Origin of the sequence: Falsiroseomonas sp. HW251, assembly GCF_050563545.1 — a bacterium.
Taxonomy (GTDB): Bacteria; Pseudomonadota; Alphaproteobacteria; order Acetobacterales; family Acetobacteraceae; genus Falsiroseomonas.
Map to the genome: position 1 here is coordinate 165311 of NZ_JBNXUM010000011.1, position 18772 is coordinate 184082.

The window sequence follows — 18772 nt, forward strand, 5'->3', positions numbered from 1 at the left end:
GTATACGAAGCCCATCACGGGCGAGCCAGGAATGGACATCGGGAACCTACCGACGGAGAGCGCCTATCGCTTCGCCGGCTTCGTGCTGGAGCCGGCGCGCGCTGCCCTGCGCGGGCCGGACGATGCGCCCGTCGAGCTTCGGCCGAAGTCCTTCGATGTGCTCTGCCACCTCGTCCTGCATGCCGGGCGCGTGGTGACGCGCGAGGCCCTGCTCGACGCGATCTGGCCCCAGGTGACGGTCGGCGACGAGGCGATCACCCAATGCGTCCGCGACATCAGGCGCGCGCTGGGCGAGGCCGGCCCGGCGATCCTCAGGACGATCCCGCGGCGGGGCTACATGATCGACGCCGAGGTCACGCGTGTCCCGACCATGCCGGCGCTGGACCCGCAGCCGGCGTCGCTGCCCCCCGAGCCGCTCACGCCGCCGGCCTGGCCTCACCGGGAAGGACCGGGGACGGATGCGCCGTCGGGCAGACCAGGCCTTTCCGGCCCGCCGCCAGGCGTCGCCCGCCGTGTCCTGCTGCCGGCTGCCCTGCTACTTTCCGCGGCATTGGCGGTCGTGCTCGCCTGGCGGCCGGGCCAGTTGCCGGCCCCGGTCGCGGCAGCGGTCGTCGCGGCGCCGGCCATGCCGCCGGCCGCCGCCGAACCCGACATCGCCACGCGCCGCGCGCAGGCCGTCGAACTCCGCCGGCAGGCCTTGGCAATCCGCGGCAGCGGCGCGGGGCCATGGCTCGCGCAGCGCGCGCTCTTCGAGCGCGCGACGGCGCTCGACCCCGGCTTCGCCCCGGGCTGGGCCGGGCTCGCCTTCACCTATACCAACATGGCGGCATCCGGGCTCAGCGACGATTGGGCCGCGGACCTCGCCCGGGCCGAGGCGGCCGCGACGCGGGCGCTTGCCTTCGGCGCGGACCAGAGCAATGCCCATACCGCGCATTGCGCGGTGCTGCGCCAGTACCGCCGGCTGGAAGAGGCGTTGCAGGCATGCCGGCGCGGGCTGCTGCTGGACCCCACGGCGTATCCGGCGCGCGCCAATGTCGGCTACGTGCTCATCATGCTCGGCCGCCCGGCCGAGGCCGAGCCCTTCGTGCGGGACAGCATCGCCGCGGCTCCGCCCGATGATTCCCTGCAGCCCGCCTGGCGCTACTACCTCGGGATGATCGATCTCCTGCTGGATCGCGGCGACCACGGCGTGGGCGACTTCCGCCGTGCGCATTGCTGCTGGCCGCGGGAAGGGCGCACCGTGTTGCTGGGCCTCACCGCGGCGTTGGCCCTGAACGGGCAGCTTCCGGAAGCGCGCGAGATGCTCGACGAGACACGGGCGCGCTGGCCCGGCCTCACCCTGGCCGCGCTGCGCGCCGATCCGCCCTGGCCGAGCCGCGAGCCCGCCTTCGTCGCACAGGTGCAACGCGTCGCCGACGGGCTTGCCCTGGCCGGGCTGGACTAGGCGCGCCCGCCGCCATCGCCCCTCGGGCGTTCGCGCCCCCGGGCGCCTACCCCAGCAGCCCCATCACCTCCTCCGCCAGCGCCAGCGACGCCGTCAGGCCGGGGCTCTCGATCCCGAAGAGGTTGACCAGACCCGGCACACCATGCGTGGCCGGCCCCTGCACCACGAAGTCCTGCGCCGGTGCGCCCTTCGGCACGGTTTTCGGCCGGATGCCCGAATAGCCCGGCGCCAGGGCACCATCGGGCAACTCCGGCCAGTACCGCCGGATCGCGGCGTAGAAGCTGTCGCCGCGCCTGGGGTCCACGGCGTAGTCGATCCGATCGATCCACTCGACATCCGGCCCAAACCGCGCCTGGCCCGCCAGGTCGATCGTCAGGTGCGTCCCGAGGCCGCCCGGCACCGGCACGGGATAGATCAGGCGCGAGAAGGGAGAGCGGCCCGTCAGGGTGAAGTAGTTGCCCTTCGCGTAGTGGGTGGGCGGCACCTGGGCTTCCGGCATGCCCCGGATCGCGCGCGCCAGGCGCGGCGCGTGCAGCCCGGCCGAGTTCACCACCAGCCGCGCGCGCAGCGCCATGGGCTCGGCGCCGCCGACCTCGATCTCGATGCCGCTGTTCGTGACCCGGCCGCGCTCCACCGGTGCGTGGAAGGCGAAGATCGCGCCGGCGTTCTCGGCATCGCCCTGCAGCGCCAGCATGAAGGCGTGGCTGTCCACGATCCCGGTGGAGGGCGAATGCAGCGCGGCCGTGCAGTGCAGCTCGGGCTCCATCGCCAGCGCCTCCGCCCGCGTCAGGAGGCGCAGCTCGACGCCGTTGAGCGCGGCGCGCCGGCGGATGCCCTCGAGCCGTCCGGCCTCCTCCTCGTCCGTCGCGACGATCAGCTTGCCGCAGTTGCGGTGCGGCACGCCGCGTTCCGCGCAATAGGCGTAGAGAAGCTGCTTCCCCGTCACGCAGCTGCGCGCCATCAGGCTGCCCTGGGGGTAGTAGATGCCGGCATGGATGACCTCGGAATTGCGCGACGAGGTCTCGGTTCCGATGCCCTCCGCGGCGTCGAGTACCAGCACCTCGCGCCCTGTCAGCGCCAGCGCGCGCGCAATGGCGAGCCCCACCACCCCCGCGCCGACCACCACGGCGTCCACGTCTTCCAAGCCACGCTCCCCGGGTAACCCCTTCGGATTGCTAGGCCCGACGATCCCCCTGGGACAAGGCCTCGCCAGGCCCTATCCTTGGGCGGAACGCGGCCGGCGTCTCCCCCGATCGGCCTGCGCGAGGAAAGGCCTGATGTCCTATCGTCCCTACCAGCAGATCCTGCGCCGGAAGTCGCGCCAGATCCGGGTCGGCAAGGTGCTTGTGGGCGGCGACGCCCCGATCTCCGTCCAGACCATGACCAACACCCCGACCGAGGACGCCAAGGCGACGATCGAGCAGATCCGCCGCTGCGAGCTCGCCGGCGCCGACATCGTGCGCGTGAGCGTGCCGACCGAGGAAGCCACCGCTGCGCTGCACGAAATCGTCCGCGAGGTGAATGTCCCTGTTGTCGCCGACATCCACTTCCACTACCGCCGCGCCATCGAGGCCGCGGAGGCGGGTGCGGCCTGCCTGCGCATCAATCCCGGCAACATCGGCTCGAAGGACCGCGTGAAGGAGGTCGTAAAGGCCGCGCGCGACCATGGCTGCTCGATCCGCATCGGCGTCAACGCCGGCAGCCTCGAGAAGCACCTGCTGGAGAAATACGGCGAGCCCAACCCCGAGGCGCTGGTGGAATCCGCGCTGTGGCACGCCGCGCATCTGCTCGATGAGGGCTTCGACGAGTTCAAGATCAGCGTGAAGGCGTCCGACGTCTTCCTCGCTGTCGCGGCCTACCAGCAGCTGGCCGAGGCCTGCGACCACCCGCTCCACATCGGCGTCACCGAGGCCGGGGGCAAGCGCGCCGGCACGGTGAAATCAGCCATCGGCCTGGGGTCGCTGCTCTGGGCCGGCATCGGCGACACGCTGCGGGTGTCGCTGAGCGCCGAGCCCGAGGAAGAGGTTTCGGTCGGCTGGGAGATGCTGAAGTCGCTGCACCTGCGCCATCGCGGCGTGAAGGTGATCTCCTGCCCATCCTGCGCGCGGCAGGGCTTCGACGTCATCCGAACCGTCGAGAAGCTGGAGGAGCGGCTGGCCCATATCAGCGAGCCGATCAGCCTCTCCATCATCGGCTGCGTCGTGAACGGCCCGGGCGAGGCGCTGATGACCGACATCGGGCTCACCGGCGGCGGGGCGGGGACGCACATGGTCTACGGCATGGGCAAGACCAGCCACACCGTGAAGACCGAGGAGATGGTCGAGCATATCGTCGGCCTGGTCGAGGCCCGCGCCGAGGTGCTGAAGGCCGCGAAGGCCGCGGAGCTCACCAAGGCGGCGGCGGAGTAGCCCTCAGCCGAGCGCCGCCGCCGCGAACCGCGCCGCCAGCAGCGCGCGGTTCCCGGCCTCGAACATCCCGTGGTGCGAACCCGGCACCTCCACCACCTCGAGGTTGGCGCAGAGCCTGCCCCAGCCCAGGTCGGCCGGCGTTCCCGGGGGATGCCCGCCCGAGCGGAACAGCACGGTCCTGAGCCCCGCGGGCAGTCGCGGCGCCTGCGCCAGCCAGTCCCGCGACGCCTCCGCCCGCAGCAGCGCGTGCAGCCAAGCCTGCGTGGCGAAGCGGAGCCTCAGCGGCAGCGGCGGCGCCGTCACCCGCGCCAGGCCACGCAGCAGCGGCGCGAAGCCCGGCCGCGCCAGCGTCTCCGCGACGCCCATGCCGAGCACATCCGCGACGCGCCGCTCCACCAGCGCCTGGCGCATCACGCCATGTCCGGCGATGGCGCGACGCAGCGCGCGCCCATGCTGCGGCCGTGCGGGCAGCATCGCGGTGGCATCGATCAGCCCGAGGAACGCGACCTCCCGCCCCATCGCGGCCAGCCGCGCGACAGCCGCCGCCGCGACCACGCCGCCGAAGGAATAGCCGCCGAGCCGGACCGGTCCCTCCGGCGTCTCCGCCGCGATGCGCGCCGCCACCGCACCGGCGATCGCCTCCACCCCGCCGCCCTCGGACACCTGCTCCCGCCAGTCCGGATACTCGAAGGTCGTCGCTTCCAGCTTTTCGGCGAGCTCGGTCCGGAACAGCGCCAGCAGCGGCTCGTCGCCCGCCAGCCCCGGCAGGAGCCAGAGACGCGGCCGGGACGCTTGCGCCGGCCGGGCGCGCAGCGCGCCGCTGATCGCCGCGGCCATCTCGCCCGGGCGCATGTCGAGCGTGAACAGGTCGAGCGGCAGATAGGTGAAGGCGCCGAGCCCCTGCTCGATGTCGTAGACCAGCCGCAGCAGCCCCAACGAGTCCCCGCCCGCATCCTGGAAGCTCTCGTTGGCGCGCAGCGACGCGCGGCCGAAGCTCCGTCGCCAGGCGCGCGCCACGGCCCAGGTGATGTCGGCATCGACCTGCGGCAGCGCGGACGCTTCGACCGCCGCATCGAAGATCGAAAGCGCCGCGCGGTCCGGCTTGCCGGCCGATGTCAGCGGCAGGGACTCGATCACGTGCAGCCGCGAGGGCTGCATGGCGGTCGGCAGCGCCGCCCGCAGCCGCCGCCGCGCCGTCGCCGCCAGGTCCGGCGCCTCGCCCTTGGGCGCGACGAAGGCCACCAGGCGCGGCCGCGCGGGGTCCACCACGATGACGGCGGCGTCCTCCACCTCCGGCCAGCCGCGCATCACGGCCTCGATCTCGCGCGGCTCCACCCGCTGCCCCGCGATCTTCACCATGCCGTCCACGCGCCCGAGCAACTGCAGGCGCCCATCCGCGAGCAGCCGCGCGCGGTCGCCGCTGCGCAGGATACGGGACCGCGGATCCTCGGGATCCGGCGCCACCGGCCCGGCGACGAGGCGCCCGCGCTGCCAGAGCCCGAGCGCGACATGCCGTCCGCGCAGCACCAGCTCGCCCTCCGCCGCGTCCTGCCCGGCCTCGTCGAGGATGCGGAAGCGCCCGCCTGGCGCGATCCAGCCGCCGGGCACGGTCGGCGTGTCGCGCGGCGCGTCAGCCGGCACGAACCAGTGCGTCCCCGCGGCCTCGGTCGAGCTGTAGGCCGCCATGATATGCGCGCCGCCCGGCAGGTGCGGCCGCAGCGCGTCGAGGTCGGCCCAGTGGATCGCCTCGCCGCCGAGGCGCAGCACGCGCAGCGCCGTGAAGCCGCGCGCCGCGCCCGGCAGGCGGCAGAGCGCGCGCAGCAGCGTCGGCACGGCATAGACGACCGTCGGTCGCGTCGCGGCGAGGCGATCAAGCGTCGCCCCGGCCTCGCGCCCGCGCGGCTCGATCAGCAGGACGCAGGCGCCGGTGACGAGGCCGGTCAGCACCTCGCGCAGCCCGGCGATGCTGCCCGGCCAGCTCAGCGGCGCCAGCCGGTCATCGCTGCCGACGTGGCTGGCGCCGACGTGGTCGGCGACACGAATCGTCAGCGCGGCCTGGCTGAGCACGATGCCCTTCGGCGCCCCGGTGCTGCCCGAGGTCAGCAGCAGGAAGGCCGGCGCGTCGGGATCGGTCGCGGGCAGCTCCCCATCGGGGGTGGCGATGGCGAGCGCTTCCGCGTCCAGCCATTGCATGCCCGGCGGCAGGCCGCGCGCGGTCGCCGCATCGGTCAGCACGCAGGCCGCGCCGGCAGCCTCGATCAACTGTGCCTGGCGCTGCGGCGGCGCCTGCGGATCGATCGGCGCGGCGATGCGTCCGGCCGCGGCGACGGCGAGCAGCGCGACAGGCAGCATCGCGCCGACCGGCAGCGCGATCGCGACCGGGGCGCCCTCCGACGTCGCCTCCGCCACGGCGCGCGCCAGGCGGCGGACGCGGTCCAGCGTCGCCGCGAAGCTCAGCCGCGTCAGGCCGTCGTCGAGCGCCGGCGCCGCCGGCCGCCGCGCCGTGGCCTCGGCCAGCAGCGCGGCAAGTGGAAGATCCACCGCCTGTGCGGGCAGGGGTGTGAAAGGATGCGCGCGCGGCCCGTTCAGGTCCGGCGGCACCGAACCCGCGTCGAGCCATGCCTCGTCGAGCAGGCCACGGGTGTGCGGGTCACGATCGAAAACACCATCCATCCCATGGAAAAAGCATGAACAGCGCGCGCGTTGCCTGTCCTGATGGTAGCGTGTGGAACAAAGCTCCGTGTCGGCAACGAATGCCCGAGGCATCGTTCCCGCCGCGGGTACCGGCGCTCAGCTTGAGGGGCGGCCGGGCTGGTTGGCCGGCACCACCATCCCGCACGCGAGCGAGAGGCGCATCCGGTCCCATTCGTCCCAGCTCTCGACGATCCGGCCGTCCCGCACGCGCGCCATCGACATGCCGGTGAGCGTCACCGCCTTGCCCGTTGGATCTACGCCGAGCCCGTCGCCGCTATGGGTGAGCTTGGCGCTCCAGCGTCCGGCCGCGATCTCGCCGGACTCGATGACCTCGTGCATCGTGATCCAGATGTCGGGAAAGGCCGCGAGGATGCGCGCCTGGAAGGCGCGCAGCGCCGCCGGCCCGTGCGCGTCGCCGCCGGTCTCGTCGATGTTGTGGATGACGCAGCCCGGCGCGGCGAGCGCGTCGATCCGGTCCGCCCGCCGCTCGTTCCAGACCTCCTGGAACCAGAGGCGCATCAGCTCTGCGGGAGACAGCGTGGCCATGGTGTGATCCCTCGGGCGGTGTCCCGGGAGCCTACACCATCAGCCCGGCCTGATGGCCGAGAAGAAGATCGCCTCCATCGGCGCGCTGACCGGGGTGTTCATCGCGCCGCCCGCCAGCTTCCGCGCGAGCGCCTGTGCCGCGATCTCCGTCACGGCGTCGAGGCCGGGAACGCGCCGCGCCTCAATCTCGGCCCGCAGCGGCGTGCCCTGGCAGATCGCAGTCGCGGCCAGTCGCGCGGACGGGCTGCGGCAGGGCAGCTCCACGCGCTCCGCGCCGAAATCTGTGAAGCCCGCCGCCTCCAGCGCGGCCGTCATGCCGGGGATGTCGCCATGCCCATGCGGCGTCCGCGCCATGAAGAGCGGGGGATCGTCCGGGAACTGCGCGGCCACCGCCGCCTGCACGATCGCGGGGATCGGATTGCGGTCGAGGCCGCTCCAGACGCTGAACAGAAGCCGCCCGCCCGGCCGCAGCACGCGCCGCGCCTCGGCCAGCGCAGCCGGCTTGTCCGGGAAGAACATGACGCCGAACTGGCAGACCAGCGCGTCGAAGGCCCCGTCCTCGAACGGCAGGCGCTGCGCGTCGGCCTGGCGCAGCGTCACGCGCCCGGAAGGCAAGCGCGGCGCGGCACGGTCCAGCATGGGCGGGTTGAGGTCGGTCGCCGTGATCGCGACGGCAGCGGGCAGGGCGGCCGCCATGGCCGCGGTGACGATCCCTGTGCCGGCCGCGGTCTCCAGGACATGGCCCTCGGCCAGCCGCGGCAGGCGCGGCGGCACCTCGGCGGCATACGCCTCGAAGAGCATGGGGACCATGAGCCGGTCGTAGCCCTCGGCCACGCGCCCGGCGAAGACGGCGTCGGTGGCGGACATCGCGGGCTCCTTCCTTGCTGGCCCGGCCAGCATGGCACGGCCAAGCCGGCGGCGGCGATGCCGGCCAGCCCTTGCCCCCGCCGTTGCTCCCACGCGCTACCCGCGCCCCTGCTCCCACGCGCTACCCGCGCCCTTGCTCCCACGCGCTACCCGCGCCCTTGCTCCCACGCGCTACCCGCGCCCTTGCTCCCACGCGCTACCCGCGCGATAGCACGCCGCATGGCCAGCCCCCTGCAGCCCGTCCGCGGCACCCGTGACCTCATCGGCGAGGACTTCCGGGCCCATCACCACGTCGTCGAGACCGCGCGCCGCGTCGCCGCCCTCTATGGCTTCGAGGAATGGTCCACGCCGGTCTTCGAGGACACCCGCGTCTTCAGCCGCGGCCTCGGCGACACCTCCGACGTCGTCTCGAAGGAGATGTATTCCTTCACCGACCGCGGCGGCGATTCCATCACGCTCCGGCCCGAGGCGACCGCGGGCCTCTGCCGCGCGCTCGTCTCCAACGGCCTTGCGCAGTCCAACCTGCCGCGCAAGGTCTTCTACCAGGGGCCGATGTTCCGCTACGAGCGGCCGCAGAAGGGCCGCTACCGCCAGTTCCACCAGATCGACGTCGAGGTGCTGGGCGCCGCCGAGCCGCTGGCCGACGCCGAGGTCATCGCCTGCGGCTGGGACGTGCTGAACGCGCTGCAGATCGCGGACGGCGTGGTGCTCGAGATCAACACGCTCGGCGACGCCGCAAGCCGCGACGCCTATCGCAGCGCCCTCGTCGCCTATCTCTCCCGGCACCGCGACGCGCTGAGCCCGGACAGCCAGGTGCGGCTGGAGAAGAACCCGCTCCGTGTGCTGGACAGCAAGGACGAGGGCGACAGGCGCATCGTCGCGGACGCGCCCGTCATGCGCGACCACCTCACCCCCGACGCCGCGCGCTTCTACGACAGCGTGCTGGGCTACCTCACCCGCTTCGGCGTGCCCTTCCGGCAGAACGACCGCATCGTGCGGGGCCTCGACTACTACAGCCACACGGCGTTCGAGTTCGTGACCAACCGGCTCGGCGCGCAGGGCACCGTGCTCGGCGGCGGCCGCTACAACGGCCTGGTCGAGGAGATGGGCGGGCCCTCCACGCCCTCCGTCGGCTGGGCCGCGGGGATCGAGCGCCTGTCCATGCTGCTGAGCGCGCCGCCGCCCGCGCCGCGCCCCGTGGCGGTGATCCCCGTCGCGGAAGCCCAGGAAGCCGACGCACTCGGCCTGGTGATGCAGCTCCGCGCCGCCGGCGTCTCCGCCGAGATCGCGTACAAGGGCAACCTCAAGCGCCGCATGGAGCGCGCGAACAAGCTGGGCGCCCGCGTCGCGCTGATCCTCGGCGAGACCGAGGCCGCGTCCGGCCAGGTCCAGTTCCGTGACCTCGATGCCGGCAGCCAGGAGACGCTGGCCCAGGCCGAGGCCGTGCAGCGCCTGACGCGATGAGCGACACCGCCCGCCTTCTCACGCTCCGCCCTGTCCCCATTCTACCCATACCCTCTCCCCCCAAAGGGGGGAGAGGGCCGGGTGAGGGGGGCTCGCCTGACGCCGCACGCCGCGCGCGCATCCGCGTCGCCGCGGCCTGACCATGCCGCTCCCGCAGAAACTCGACCGCCTGCTAAACCGCGCCGACGAGCTCCGCCACCAGCTCGAGACCGCGGACGGCACGCAGTTCGGCGCGCTGTCGCGCGAGCTGTCGGAGCTCGATCCCCTCGTAGAGAAGGTGCAGGCCTACCGCGCCGCCGAACGCGCCCGCGACGAGGCCGAGGCCATGCTCGGCGACCCCGAGCTGAAGGAATTGGCCGAGGCCGAATATCTCGACCTCAAGGACCGTCTGCCCGCGCTGGAGCGCGAGATCCGCCTCATGCTCCTGCCGCGCGACATCGCGGACGAGCGCAGCGCGATCCTGGAAATCCGCCCCGCCGCCGGCGGCGACGAGGCCGCGCTCTTCGCAGCCGAGCTCTTCGGCGCCTACCAGCGCTATGCCGCCCGCCAGGGCTGGCGCTTCGAGGTGCTGGACTACGACGAGAGCGACCTCGGCGGCGTGAAGGGTGCGACGGCCTCGATCGAAGGCCGCGGCGTCTTCGCCAAGCTGAAGTTCGAGAGCGGCGTTCACCGCGTGCAGCGCGTCCCCGAGACCGAGAACCAGGGCCGCATCCACACCTCCACCGTCACCGTCGCGGTCCTGCCGGAAGCCGAGGAAGTGGACGTGCAGGTGAACGAGGGCGACCTCCGCATCGACACCTATCGCGCGTCGGGCGCCGGCGGCCAGCACGTCAACAAGACCGACAGCGCCGTGCGCATCACGCATATCCCGTCCGGCATCGTCGTCGCGATGCAGGAGGAGAAGTCGCAGCACAAGAACCGCGCCAAGGCGATGAAGGTCCTGCGCGCGCGGCTGTTCGATGCGGAGCGGTCGCGCGTGGACAGCATCCGCGCCGCCGACCGCAAGGGCCAGGTCGGCACGGGTGATCGGTCCGAGCGCATCCGCACCTACAACTTCCCGCAGGGCCGCGTGACCGACCACCGCATCGGGCTGACGATCCACAAGATCGACCGCGTGATGCTCGGCGAATTCGACGAGGTCATCGACGCCCTGGTCGCGGAGGACGAGGCAGCCAGGCTGGCAGCGGACGCGGAGTAGCTGAAAACCTCCCGCCAAACTTCCCTCTCCCGCTTGCGGGGGAGGGTGGCCGCGCAGCGGCCGGGTGGGGGTGAGCGCAACAGCGTCAGTCAATCGCGACGCTCGTCACGCGCCTCCCGCTCGCAGCAGTTCGCTCCGCCACCCCGGCGATGTCGCGATGCCCACCCGGACGCGGTCGCGCGGAATCCACGGCGCGGCGGCCATCAGGCGGGCAGGTCCCGCTCGGCGCACTGTTCTTGCGCTCAAACGACGGCGCCGACACGAAGTCGTTTCGGAGAGGCCACAACGGTTCCGCTGTCATGGCCGTCCCCACTATCCGCACGCGGCTATCCTCTACGCGAGGCGCCCCGTTCGCCTACCGCTCGCTCAGGCAATCCTCCGCAGTCTCGCCCGCTTCGGGCTGCGCGATGGAAGCCAGCAGCCGCGTCGTATTCGCGGGCGTGCCGAGTGGGTGGATCGTCTCGGCCTCACCTATCGACGCCGGCCGCCGGGGTCACGACCGCGCTCTCGCCAAGCTGGCGGGCACGCGCAGCGGCCAACCGCCGACGACAACGCGGTCCATACAATCCGCGAGGTTGTCGCGGAATCCCGTCTCGCTTGTCGTGTTGATCCGCTGCCAGAGGTCGCCGCTGGACCGCCATCCCAACACCAGGGTGCCGCGATCGCGCCCCCCATTTTCCTTGCTCCCGCCGAAAATGTTCCCGTATTGTTCCCGCCATGCCCCGACCCATTCCTCAACCCCCGCCGATCCCCTCGGCGGGAAAAGCGGGGCAATTTGTCCGAAGCTCCGCCACGCCACCCCGGACCACGCCGTTTGTCCGAAGCCCACCCGCCCTAAACGCTAAAACGCTAAAATCCCAAAACGCTAAAACTGGCGCCGACCCGCGCCGTCCGGGCCGCCTCCTACGGCGCGCTCCCCTCCGTCACGGCCCGGCTCGCCGGCCGCGCGGCGAGTTGCGCCCCGCCGCAGACATGGATCACCTCGCCCGTGACGAAGCGCGCTTCCTCGCCCGCCAGGAAGGCGATCGCGCCGGCGACGTCCTCCGGCGTCGCGATGCGGTCCAGCACGCCGAGCGCGATGTGCTCCGCCTCCGCCGCCCGCCGCGCTTCGTCCTGGCCGGGGAAGTTGAAGCCGCTGGCGAGGTAGCTCGGCGCTACCGCGTTGACCGTGACGCCGAGCGGGCCGAGCTGCACCGCGAGCGAGCGCGTCAGCCCGACCAGCCCTGCCTTGGACGCGGTATAGGCCGGCCCCGCGCCGCTGACCCAGACGCGCGAGGCGACATTGACGATGCTGCCCGCGCGCTGGCGTTGCCAGAAGCGCAGCGATTCCTGCGCCAGCAGCATCGGCGCGGTGAGGTTCACCGCCATCACCGCATCCCAGTCCGCGAGATCGACCTCCCCGATGCGGCGCGCGCGGCTGAGCCCCGCATTGTTCACCAGCACGTCGAGCCGCCCGAACGCGGCCTCGATCCGGTCCATTACCTGCCGCGGCGCGTCGCGGTCCGACAGGTCCGCGGGGATGCCGAGCGCGTTGGACGCGCCCTCCGCCTGCAGCGCGGCGACGCCGGCGGCCAGCGCCGCCGCGTCGCGATCCGCGAGCACCGGCACCACGCCGTCGCGCGCCAGGCGCCGCGCGGTCGCCATCCCGATCGCGCCGGCGCCGCCGGTGATCAGCGCGACCCGCCATTCCTGGGTCATGGCCCGCTATCCCACCGCCGCGACATGCTGCCGGAAGCGCGGCATCACGTCCTCGGCCAGGCGCCGCATCGTCTCCTGCTCCCAGGCCGCGTTCGGGCCGCTCCAGTCGAGCCCCGCCATCAGCAGGTGGTCGAAGGGCCCGACCCGCTCGCGCAGCGCGACCAGCCGGTCCAGCAGCCCCGCGGGAGAGCCGCAGATCACGCAATCCCCGATGATCGCCTCGAGGCTGACCGCGTCGTCCGGCATCGCCTCCTCCGGCTTGAAGGTGCCGAGCAGCCCGGCGCGGCGCGCCAGCGTCGAGAGGTAGTCGAAATAGTAGCGGTTGGCCGAGGCCGCGTCGAAGACCCGCGCGCGGGCTTCCGCCTCCGTCGCGCCGATGCAGATGTTGCGCGCGACGCGCCACTCCGTTCGGTGCCCGGCCTCCCGCGCGGCGCGCAGCGTGCGGCCATGCGCCTCCACGATGCGCTCGGCGACGAAGTTGGCGGAGACGACGCCCCAGCCGCGCTCCACCGCCGTCCGCACGCCGAAGCTGTCGCCGCTGCGCGCGGTGATGGCGATGGGCGGGTGCGGGCGCTGGAAGGGCTTCGGCATGGTGCCGACTCCGAACTCCGGCAGCACGGCCTTGGTGATGCGCGTGGTCCAGGTCGGGCCCTCGATGTCGTAGGGCGGGTCGCTGCGCCAGATCGCGAGCATCGCGTCGATCGCTTCCAGCATGCGTTGGCCGCGCTGCATCGCATCGGTGTTGCCGAAGAGCTCGAAGTCGGACGGCAGCCCGCCCGGCCCGATGCCGAGGATCAACCGCCCGCCCGTCATGTGGTCGAACTGCGCGACCTCCGCCGCGACCTTCGCGGGGTGGTGGTTCGGCAGGTTGATCACGCCCGTCGCGAAGGTCAGCTTCGTCCGCGGCGCAAGCCCCGCCATGAACATCAGCGGCGAAGCGATCGGCTCCGAGGACGCCGAGAAATGCTCGCCGACCCAGAGCTCCTCGAAGCCCAGGCGGTCGGCCAGCAGCGATTTCTCCGTATCCTCCGCCAGCATCGCCTGCATCGGCCGCTCGGGCGGGTGAAGTGGCATCATGAACAGGCCGAGACGCATGCTTCCCTCCCCCTCGCCGTGCCTTCGTCCCACGCCGCGGCGGCGCGCGGCAAGGGCGGCGTCCCGGCATCGGCCCTTCCGCCGCCGTGCCACTATGACAGCGCGATGCTCCCCGAAGCCATCACCGCGGCCGAGGCCGCCGCCGTGATCCCCGACGGCGCCAGCGCTATGTCCGGCGGCTTGGCCATCGGCACGCCGGAGGGCATCGTGGACGCCTTGGTTGCGCGGGGCGCGCGCGGGCTGACGGTCATCGGCAACGACACCGCGCGGCCCGGCCTGGGCGCGCGGGCAGCTCGCGAATTGGATCGTGCCGGGCAGGATCGTGCCGGCGAGGGGCCGCGCGATGGACCTGGTTTCCGGCGAGCGGCGCGTGGAACGCGAGCCCGGCGTCAACGTGCAGGACGTGCTGGCCGCGACCATCGCGGCGCTGATCGTCCCGGGCGAGGTGCCGGAAGTGTCGTTGTAGGTCAGACCTCCACGACGATGAGACTGTCCTCGACGCTGACGGGGATCGTCGTTGCGGCGAGCTCCTCCGCCGTCAGCTCGGCGGCGCCGACGGCGCCGGCGGGATAGCTGCGCGTGCGGATGCGCGCGGGCTCGGCGCGCGACAGGCCCGTGCGGATGTCGAATTCCCAGCCATGCCAGGGGCAGCGCAGGATCTCACCCGCCCGGGAATAGCGCACGCAGCCCGGGCGTGCAGGATCGGCCTCGACCAGGCCCGTCGTGATACCCGCGGCGAGCGGCCCGCCCTGGTGCGGGCAGCGGTTGAGCAGGCCGAAGAACTCGCCGCCGAGGTTGAAGATCACGATCTGCTTCCCGCCGGCCTCCGTCACCAGACGCCCGCCCGGCGGCACGGCGGAGACGGGTGCCACGACATGCCGCGCCATCACGCCAGCCCGTAGAGTGCCCGTGCGTTGTCGAGGAAGAAGCCCTGTCGCGCCGCGCCTTCCAGCGGGACGGGCAGGCTCCAGGCGGGATCGTCGTAGTCCCAATGCGGGTAGTCCGTGGCGAAGACCAGGCGATCGGCACCGATCCACTCGATCACGTCGTTGAGGTGCCGCTTGCGCTCCGGCTCCTCCATCGGCTGGGTCGTCAGCCAGACATGATCGCGGATGTACGCCGAGGGCTTGCGGCGGAGATGCGGCGTCTCCTCCCGCAGGCGGGACCAGACCTTGTCGAGCCGCCACGCATGCGCGGGCAGCCAGGCGAAGCCGGCCTCGATGAGGACCAGACGCAGGCGGGGGAAGCGCTCAAAGACGCCCTCGATCACCAGGCTCGTCAGTTGCGCCTGGCAGGCCTGGGCATGGCCGACCATCTCCTCGATGTAGAAGGATGGCCAGCCGCCGCCGGTGACGGGATAGCCGCCATAGCCGAAGGCGTGCACGCCGACGGGCAGGCCGGCTTCCTGCGCGGCCTCGTAGATCGGCCAATAGCGGCGCTGGCCCAGCGGCTCCGCGGTGCGGGACAGCAGCAGGACCTGCACGAAATCCTTGTGGCCGGCCCAGTGGCGGATCTCGGCGGCGGCGGCCTGCGCGTCCTCATACGGCACGACGACGGAGCCCTTGAGGCGGCTGTCCTTCGACGTCCATTCCGCGACCTGCCATTCGTTCAGCGCACGCGCCAGCGCGGCGCTGAAATCCAGGTTCTGCGCCGCGCCGGCCGCCGGCGCGATGACGTTCAACACGCCGAGCGCCACGTTATTGGGATCGAGGTGCTGGCGCTGCATGAAGCCCAGGTCGCTGCCGGGCCGTCCGCCCGGCGGCCAGGCATCGCGCCGCGCGGCATCGGGCTGGCCCTTGGGGTAAGCGGGGCCCGACTGATAGCCGTGCCGCGGCAGTATCCCGAAGCTCTGCATGTGGCGCTGCCAGCGCGTGGGCAGGTAGGGCAGTATGTCGCTGGCCTGCGCGAGGCAAGGATGGATGTCGCCATCCGCCATAGCGGGCCGGCTGCCCGCGGCGGGCCGCGGCGTCGTCGCTGGTGCCTGGACGTTCATGCCACGCACTCCTGCAGCCGCGCATAGGTCGCGCGCGGGTTGTCCAGCATGATCCGGCGCGCCAGCGCCTCCGGCAAGGCCGGCGGCAGCGCGCCGTCGCCGTCGAACTGCCAATGCGGCCAGTCCGTGGAGAACAGAAGCAGCTCCTCCGATCCCATCTGCTCGATCACGCGCATCAGGTCGGCTTCGTTCGGCGGGCCGTCCACGGGCTGCAGCGTCAGGCGGACCTGGTGGCGGATGATCTCGGGCGGCGGGCGGTCCACCCAGGGGATCTCCATCCGCAGCCCGCGCCAGTATTTGTGCAGCCGCCACATGTAGGCCGGCAGCCAGGTGAAGCCGGATTCGATCAGCACGACGCGGAGATTGGGGAAGCGGCCGAAGACGCCCTCGCAGACCAGGCTCGTCAGCGAGGTCTGCAGCCCCGCGGCCTGCGCGGCGTAGTCCTCGGTGTAGTAGCTCGGCCAGCCCACGGGCGTGACGGGATGGCGGTAGGCCGATCCGGCATGGATCCCGATCGCCAGGCCGTGGCGTTCCGCCGCCGCATAGATCGGCCAATGCGCGCGGCGCCCGAGCGGGAGGTCGTGCATCGCGGGCAGCAGCACCTGCACGAAGCGGCGGTCGGCGGCGCGGCGCTCGATCTCCTCCACCGCGAGCTCCGCATTCTGGATCGGCACGACAATGGACCCGCGCAGCCGCGGATCGCGATCGAGCCACTCCGCCGCAAGCCAGTCGTTGACCGCGCGCGCATAGGCCGCCGCCATGTCCTCGCTGAACAGCACGGTCACGCCGTAGAGCACGTTGCAGATCGCGGCCGAGAGGCCGAAGCCGTCCAGCGCCTGCGTCCGCAACTGATCGAGATCCGCGCCCGGCTTGCCCGCCGCAGGCCGCCAATCCGGCCGCGCCGACAGCGGGACGCGCAGCGGATACGCGACGGTGTCGAGGTCATGCACCCCGCGATGCACCAGCATGTCGCGCCAGTGATCGTCGAAATACGGCAGCAGCGCCTTCAGCGACGGCACCGCCGGATGGATGTCGCAATCTATCGCGCCGGCGGTTCGCATCACCGCGTGCCCTCCAGCAGCAGCGCGATTGCCGCCGTCCAGGAGAAGGTGGCCCCGCCGATGCCCTGGCCCGTGGTGGGGTCGAAGTATTCGCTGAAGCCGTGCGCGTCGATCAGCGTCAGCGTGTCGCCCTCCACGCGCCGCGCCAGCGCGTCGTGCCCGTTGCCGCGCAAGCCGTCCGCGATCATCCAGTTCACCACCGCCCAGACCGGCCCGCGCCAGTAGCGCAGGGGCTCGAATTGTGGATGGGCGGGATCGGTGGAGGGCACGAGCCATCGCACCATCCCCGCCCACGCTTGCAGCGTCGCCGCCAGCGCGGCTTCATGCGGCGACTCGCCCGCAAACAGCGGCAGGAACCCCGCCGAGGTCCGTACCGGGATCGCCGCGCCCGAAATCAGGTCGCGCGAGAGGTAGAAGCCGTCCTGCCAAAGCGTCTCCAGCGCCGGCGCCATGCGGGCGATGCGCCCCTCGATCTCCGTGCGCTCCGCCGGCGTGCCGAAGCGCGTGGCGAGCGCGGCCAGGTCGCGCTCCGCCCGCAGCAGGATCGCGTTCGTCCCGACATCGGCGACGCGCAACGGCGACGCGGCGAGCATCCCTGCGGGATCCCACCCCGCATCCGCGAAACACTCCACCAGGTGGATGAAGCGCTGGTAGTCGATCGCGCGTGGCCGGAAGGCGGGATCGACATGGCCGGTGTCGCGCCGGCGGATCGCGTTGCGCGTCGTGGTCGGCACGCGATCGAGCGCCGCGTCCCAGGCCGGGCTGTTGTCCATCCCCGTTTCCCAGGGATGCAGCGTCGTTACGAGGCCCGTTCCCTGCGGATCGCGCGCGCGGGCCCACCAGCGATGATTGTCGCGCAGCTTCGGCCAGATCGCGGCCATCCGCGCCTCGCTGCCGGAACCGGGCGCCGATTCCAGCACCTTGCGCGCCGCGGTCGCCAGCACCGGCGGCTGGGTGATGCCGGATGTTCGCGGATCGCGCTCGATCCCCCACACATCCGGGCCGGGAAAGTAGTCGTCGGACGGCGCGTGGAAGACGATCTGCGGGATCAGCCCGTCGTCCCACTCGCCGCGCAGCAGGCTCTCGATCTCGGCCCAGGCGCGCGGCGCGTCGAAGGTCGCGAAGCCCATCGCGACGAAGGCGGAATCCCAGTTCCACTGGAAAGGATAGAGCCGGTCCGTCGGCACGGTGTAGCCGCCGCGGTCATTCGCGCGCAGCACGCCCTGCGCGGCAAGGCGGTCGATCATTGCGCGCGCTCCAGCGCCATACCCGTATCGGCCTGCATCCAGTTCAAGCGATCCAGCCGCGGCTTCAGTTCCATCACGCGCCCGGGCCGCAGATCGGCATCGAGGTCGTGCGGCACGACGACGCGCATCTGCTGTCCTTCCGCCGTGCCGGTCAGCAGGACATGCGATCCCAGCGGTTCCGCCACGCGCAGTTCGAACCGGAAACCCTGGCCGGGCTCGGCGGGCGAGAGGTCCTCCGCGCGCAGGCCGAGCAGCACGTCGCCATCCCGCGCCTTGACCGGCAGCGAAAGCGCCCCCAGCCGCGCGACACCGCCCGCCGCGGACAGCTTCACGAAATTCATCGGCGGCGAACCCACGAAACCGCCGACGAAGCGCGTGCGGGGGTGGTGGTAGATCTCGGTGGGCGAGCCGATCTGCACGATCTCGCCGGCCTGCATCACCGCGATGCGGTCCGCCAGGCCCATTGCTTCCGTCTGGTCATGGGTGACGTAGATCGTCGTGGTGCCGCCATCGGCCAGGACCGATTTCAGCTCCGCCCGCATCTCCAGCCGCAGCAGCGCGTCCAGGTTAGACAGCGGCTCGTCCATCAGCAGGACCGCGGGTTCCACTGCCAGCGCGCGCGCCACCGCCACGCGCTGGCGCTGCCCGCCCGAAAGCTGTGCGGGGTAGCGCTGGAGATAGGGCTCGATATGCAGCAGCGCCGCGGCGCGCGCGACCTGCTGCTGCACGCGGTCCTTCGGTGCCCGCGCCATACGCAGGCCGAAGGCCACGTTCTCGAAGACCGTCAGATGGGGGAAGACCGCGTAGTTCTGGAAGACCATCGCCAGGCCCCGCGCGCGCGGGGGCAGGGTGCTGACATCGCGCTCCCCGATCAGCACGCGGCCCGCGCTCTGCGTCTCGAGCCCTGCGACGATGCGCAGCAGCGTGGTCTTGCCGCAGCCGGACGGGCCGAGCAGCGCCAGGAACTCGCCATCGCGCACTTCCAGCGCGACCTGCTTCAACGCCTGCACGCCGCCGAATTCCTTGCGGATGCCCTCGATGACGATGCGGGCCATGC

At 72.3% G+C, this 18772-nt stretch carries 17 protein-coding genes; 5 read left to right on the top strand and 12 right to left on the bottom strand.

Annotated features, from left to right (window positions below; translation table 11 throughout):
• Positions 1-31 precede the first annotated feature (31 nt).
• Positions 32-1444: a winged helix-turn-helix domain-containing protein gene (locus ACLF3M_RS15395; RefSeq protein ID WP_430657827.1), complete on the top strand. Its 1413-nt coding sequence runs from the start codon at positions 32-34 to the stop codon at positions 1442-1444.
• Between the two features lie 46 nt (positions 1445-1490).
• Here ACLF3M_RS15395 and ACLF3M_RS15400 read toward each other — a convergent pair whose 3' ends face one another.
• On the bottom strand, positions 1491-2579 hold the full coding sequence (locus ACLF3M_RS15400; protein ID WP_430657868.1) for an NAD(P)/FAD-dependent oxidoreductase: 1089 nt from the start codon (positions 2577-2579) through the stop codon (positions 1491-1493).
• Between the two features lie 139 nt (positions 2580-2718).
• Between ACLF3M_RS15400 and ispG the strand changes: the two genes are divergently transcribed.
• Positions 2719-3852, top strand: a complete 1134-nt coding sequence (gene ispG, locus ACLF3M_RS15405) for a flavodoxin-dependent (E)-4-hydroxy-3-methylbut-2-enyl-diphosphate synthase (protein ID WP_430657869.1) — start codon at positions 2719-2721, stop codon at positions 3850-3852.
• A 3-nt stretch (positions 3853-3855) separates the two neighbouring features.
• Here the strand turns inward: ispG and ACLF3M_RS15410 are convergent, their stop codons facing one another.
• The 3 genes from ACLF3M_RS15410 to ACLF3M_RS15420 all read right to left on the bottom strand — a co-directional run bounded on the left by ACLF3M_RS15410 (position 3856) and on the right by ACLF3M_RS15420 (position 7959).
• Positions 3856-6525, bottom strand: a complete 2670-nt coding sequence (locus ACLF3M_RS15410) for an AMP-binding protein (protein ID WP_430657828.1) — start codon at positions 6523-6525, stop codon at positions 3856-3858.
• Positions 6526-6642: 117 nt separating this feature from the next.
• Entirely contained in the window at positions 6643-7092 is a 450-nt protein-coding gene (locus tag ACLF3M_RS15415) for an ester cyclase (RefSeq protein WP_430657829.1), read from the bottom strand.
• Between the two features lie 39 nt (positions 7093-7131).
• Positions 7132-7959, bottom strand: coding sequence for a class I SAM-dependent methyltransferase (locus ACLF3M_RS15420; RefSeq protein ID WP_430657830.1), 828 nt, complete (start codon positions 7957-7959; stop codon positions 7132-7134).
• Positions 7960-8178: 219 nt separating this feature from the next.
• Here ACLF3M_RS15420 and hisS point away from each other — a divergent pair, with 219 nt between their 5' ends.
• Both hisS and prfA read left to right on the top strand, forming a co-directional pair.
• Positions 8179-9423 carry a histidine--tRNA ligase gene (hisS, locus tag ACLF3M_RS15425; protein WP_430657831.1) on the top strand — a complete coding sequence of 415 codons (1245 nt, stop codon included), beginning with the start codon at positions 8179-8181 and terminating at the stop codon, positions 9421-9423.
• Between the two features lie 142 nt (positions 9424-9565).
• On the top strand, positions 9566-10621 hold the full coding sequence (gene prfA / locus ACLF3M_RS15430; protein ID WP_430657832.1) for a peptide chain release factor 1: 1056 nt from the start codon (positions 9566-9568) through the stop codon (positions 10619-10621).
• A gap of 903 nt (positions 10622-11524) precedes the next feature.
• Here prfA and ACLF3M_RS15435 read toward each other — a convergent pair.
• The 3 genes from ACLF3M_RS15435 to ACLF3M_RS15445 form a co-directional block, all read right to left on the bottom strand.
• Positions 11525-12319 carry an SDR family NAD(P)-dependent oxidoreductase gene (locus ACLF3M_RS15435; RefSeq protein ID WP_430657833.1) on the bottom strand — a complete coding sequence of 265 codons (795 nt, stop codon included), beginning with the start codon at positions 12317-12319 and terminating at the stop codon, positions 11525-11527.
• Between the two features lie 6 nt (positions 12320-12325).
• Positions 12326-13414 carry an LLM class flavin-dependent oxidoreductase gene (locus tag ACLF3M_RS15440; RefSeq protein WP_430657834.1) on the bottom strand — a complete coding sequence of 363 codons (1089 nt, stop codon included), beginning with the start codon at positions 13412-13414 and terminating at the stop codon, positions 12326-12328.
• Between the two features lie 92 nt (positions 13415-13506).
• A complete protein-coding gene (locus ACLF3M_RS15445; RefSeq protein WP_430657872.1) occupies positions 13507-13665 on the bottom strand; it encodes a hypothetical protein in 159 nt (52 codons plus the stop codon).
• Here ACLF3M_RS15445 and ACLF3M_RS15450 point away from each other — a divergent pair.
• Complete coding sequence (locus tag ACLF3M_RS15450) at positions 13595-13987, top strand: hypothetical protein (RefSeq protein ID WP_430657870.1); 393 nt, start codon at positions 13595-13597, stop codon at positions 13985-13987. The two genes, ACLF3M_RS15445 and ACLF3M_RS15450, sit on opposite strands and share 71 nt — an antisense overlap.
• On the opposite strand, the gene ACLF3M_RS15455 is transcribed toward ACLF3M_RS15450, so the two are convergent.
• From ACLF3M_RS15455 to ACLF3M_RS15475, 5 genes are read right to left on the bottom strand one after another with little or no spacing between them, the layout of a single operon-like run.
• The gene (locus ACLF3M_RS15455; RefSeq protein ID WP_430657835.1) at positions 13882-14301 is read right to left on the bottom strand and encodes a Rieske (2Fe-2S) protein; all 420 of its coding nucleotides are present in this window, start codon (positions 14299-14301) and stop codon (positions 13882-13884) included. The genes ACLF3M_RS15450 and ACLF3M_RS15455 overlap by 106 nt on opposite strands.
• Positions 14301-15407 (bottom strand): amidohydrolase family protein, encoded by a 1107-nt coding sequence (locus ACLF3M_RS15460; RefSeq protein WP_430657836.1) that lies wholly within the window; start codon positions 15405-15407, stop codon positions 14301-14303. Before ACLF3M_RS15460 ends, ACLF3M_RS15455 begins: the two co-directional genes overlap by 1 nt.
• Complete coding sequence (locus ACLF3M_RS15465; protein WP_430657871.1) at positions 15404-16468, bottom strand: amidohydrolase family protein; 1065 nt, start codon at positions 16466-16468, stop codon at positions 15404-15406. Before ACLF3M_RS15465 ends, ACLF3M_RS15460 begins: the two co-directional genes overlap by 4 nt.
• Positions 16468-17715 carry an MGH1-like glycoside hydrolase domain-containing protein gene (locus ACLF3M_RS15470; protein ID WP_430657837.1) on the bottom strand — a complete coding sequence of 416 codons (1248 nt, stop codon included), beginning with the start codon at positions 17713-17715 and terminating at the stop codon, positions 16468-16470. Before ACLF3M_RS15470 ends, ACLF3M_RS15465 begins: the two co-directional genes overlap by 1 nt.
• Entirely contained in the window at positions 17712-18770 is a 1059-nt protein-coding gene (locus tag ACLF3M_RS15475; protein WP_430657838.1) for an ABC transporter ATP-binding protein, read from the bottom strand. The genes ACLF3M_RS15470 and ACLF3M_RS15475 overlap by 4 nt, the downstream gene beginning before the upstream one ends.
• Positions 18771-18772 lie beyond the last annotated feature (2 nt).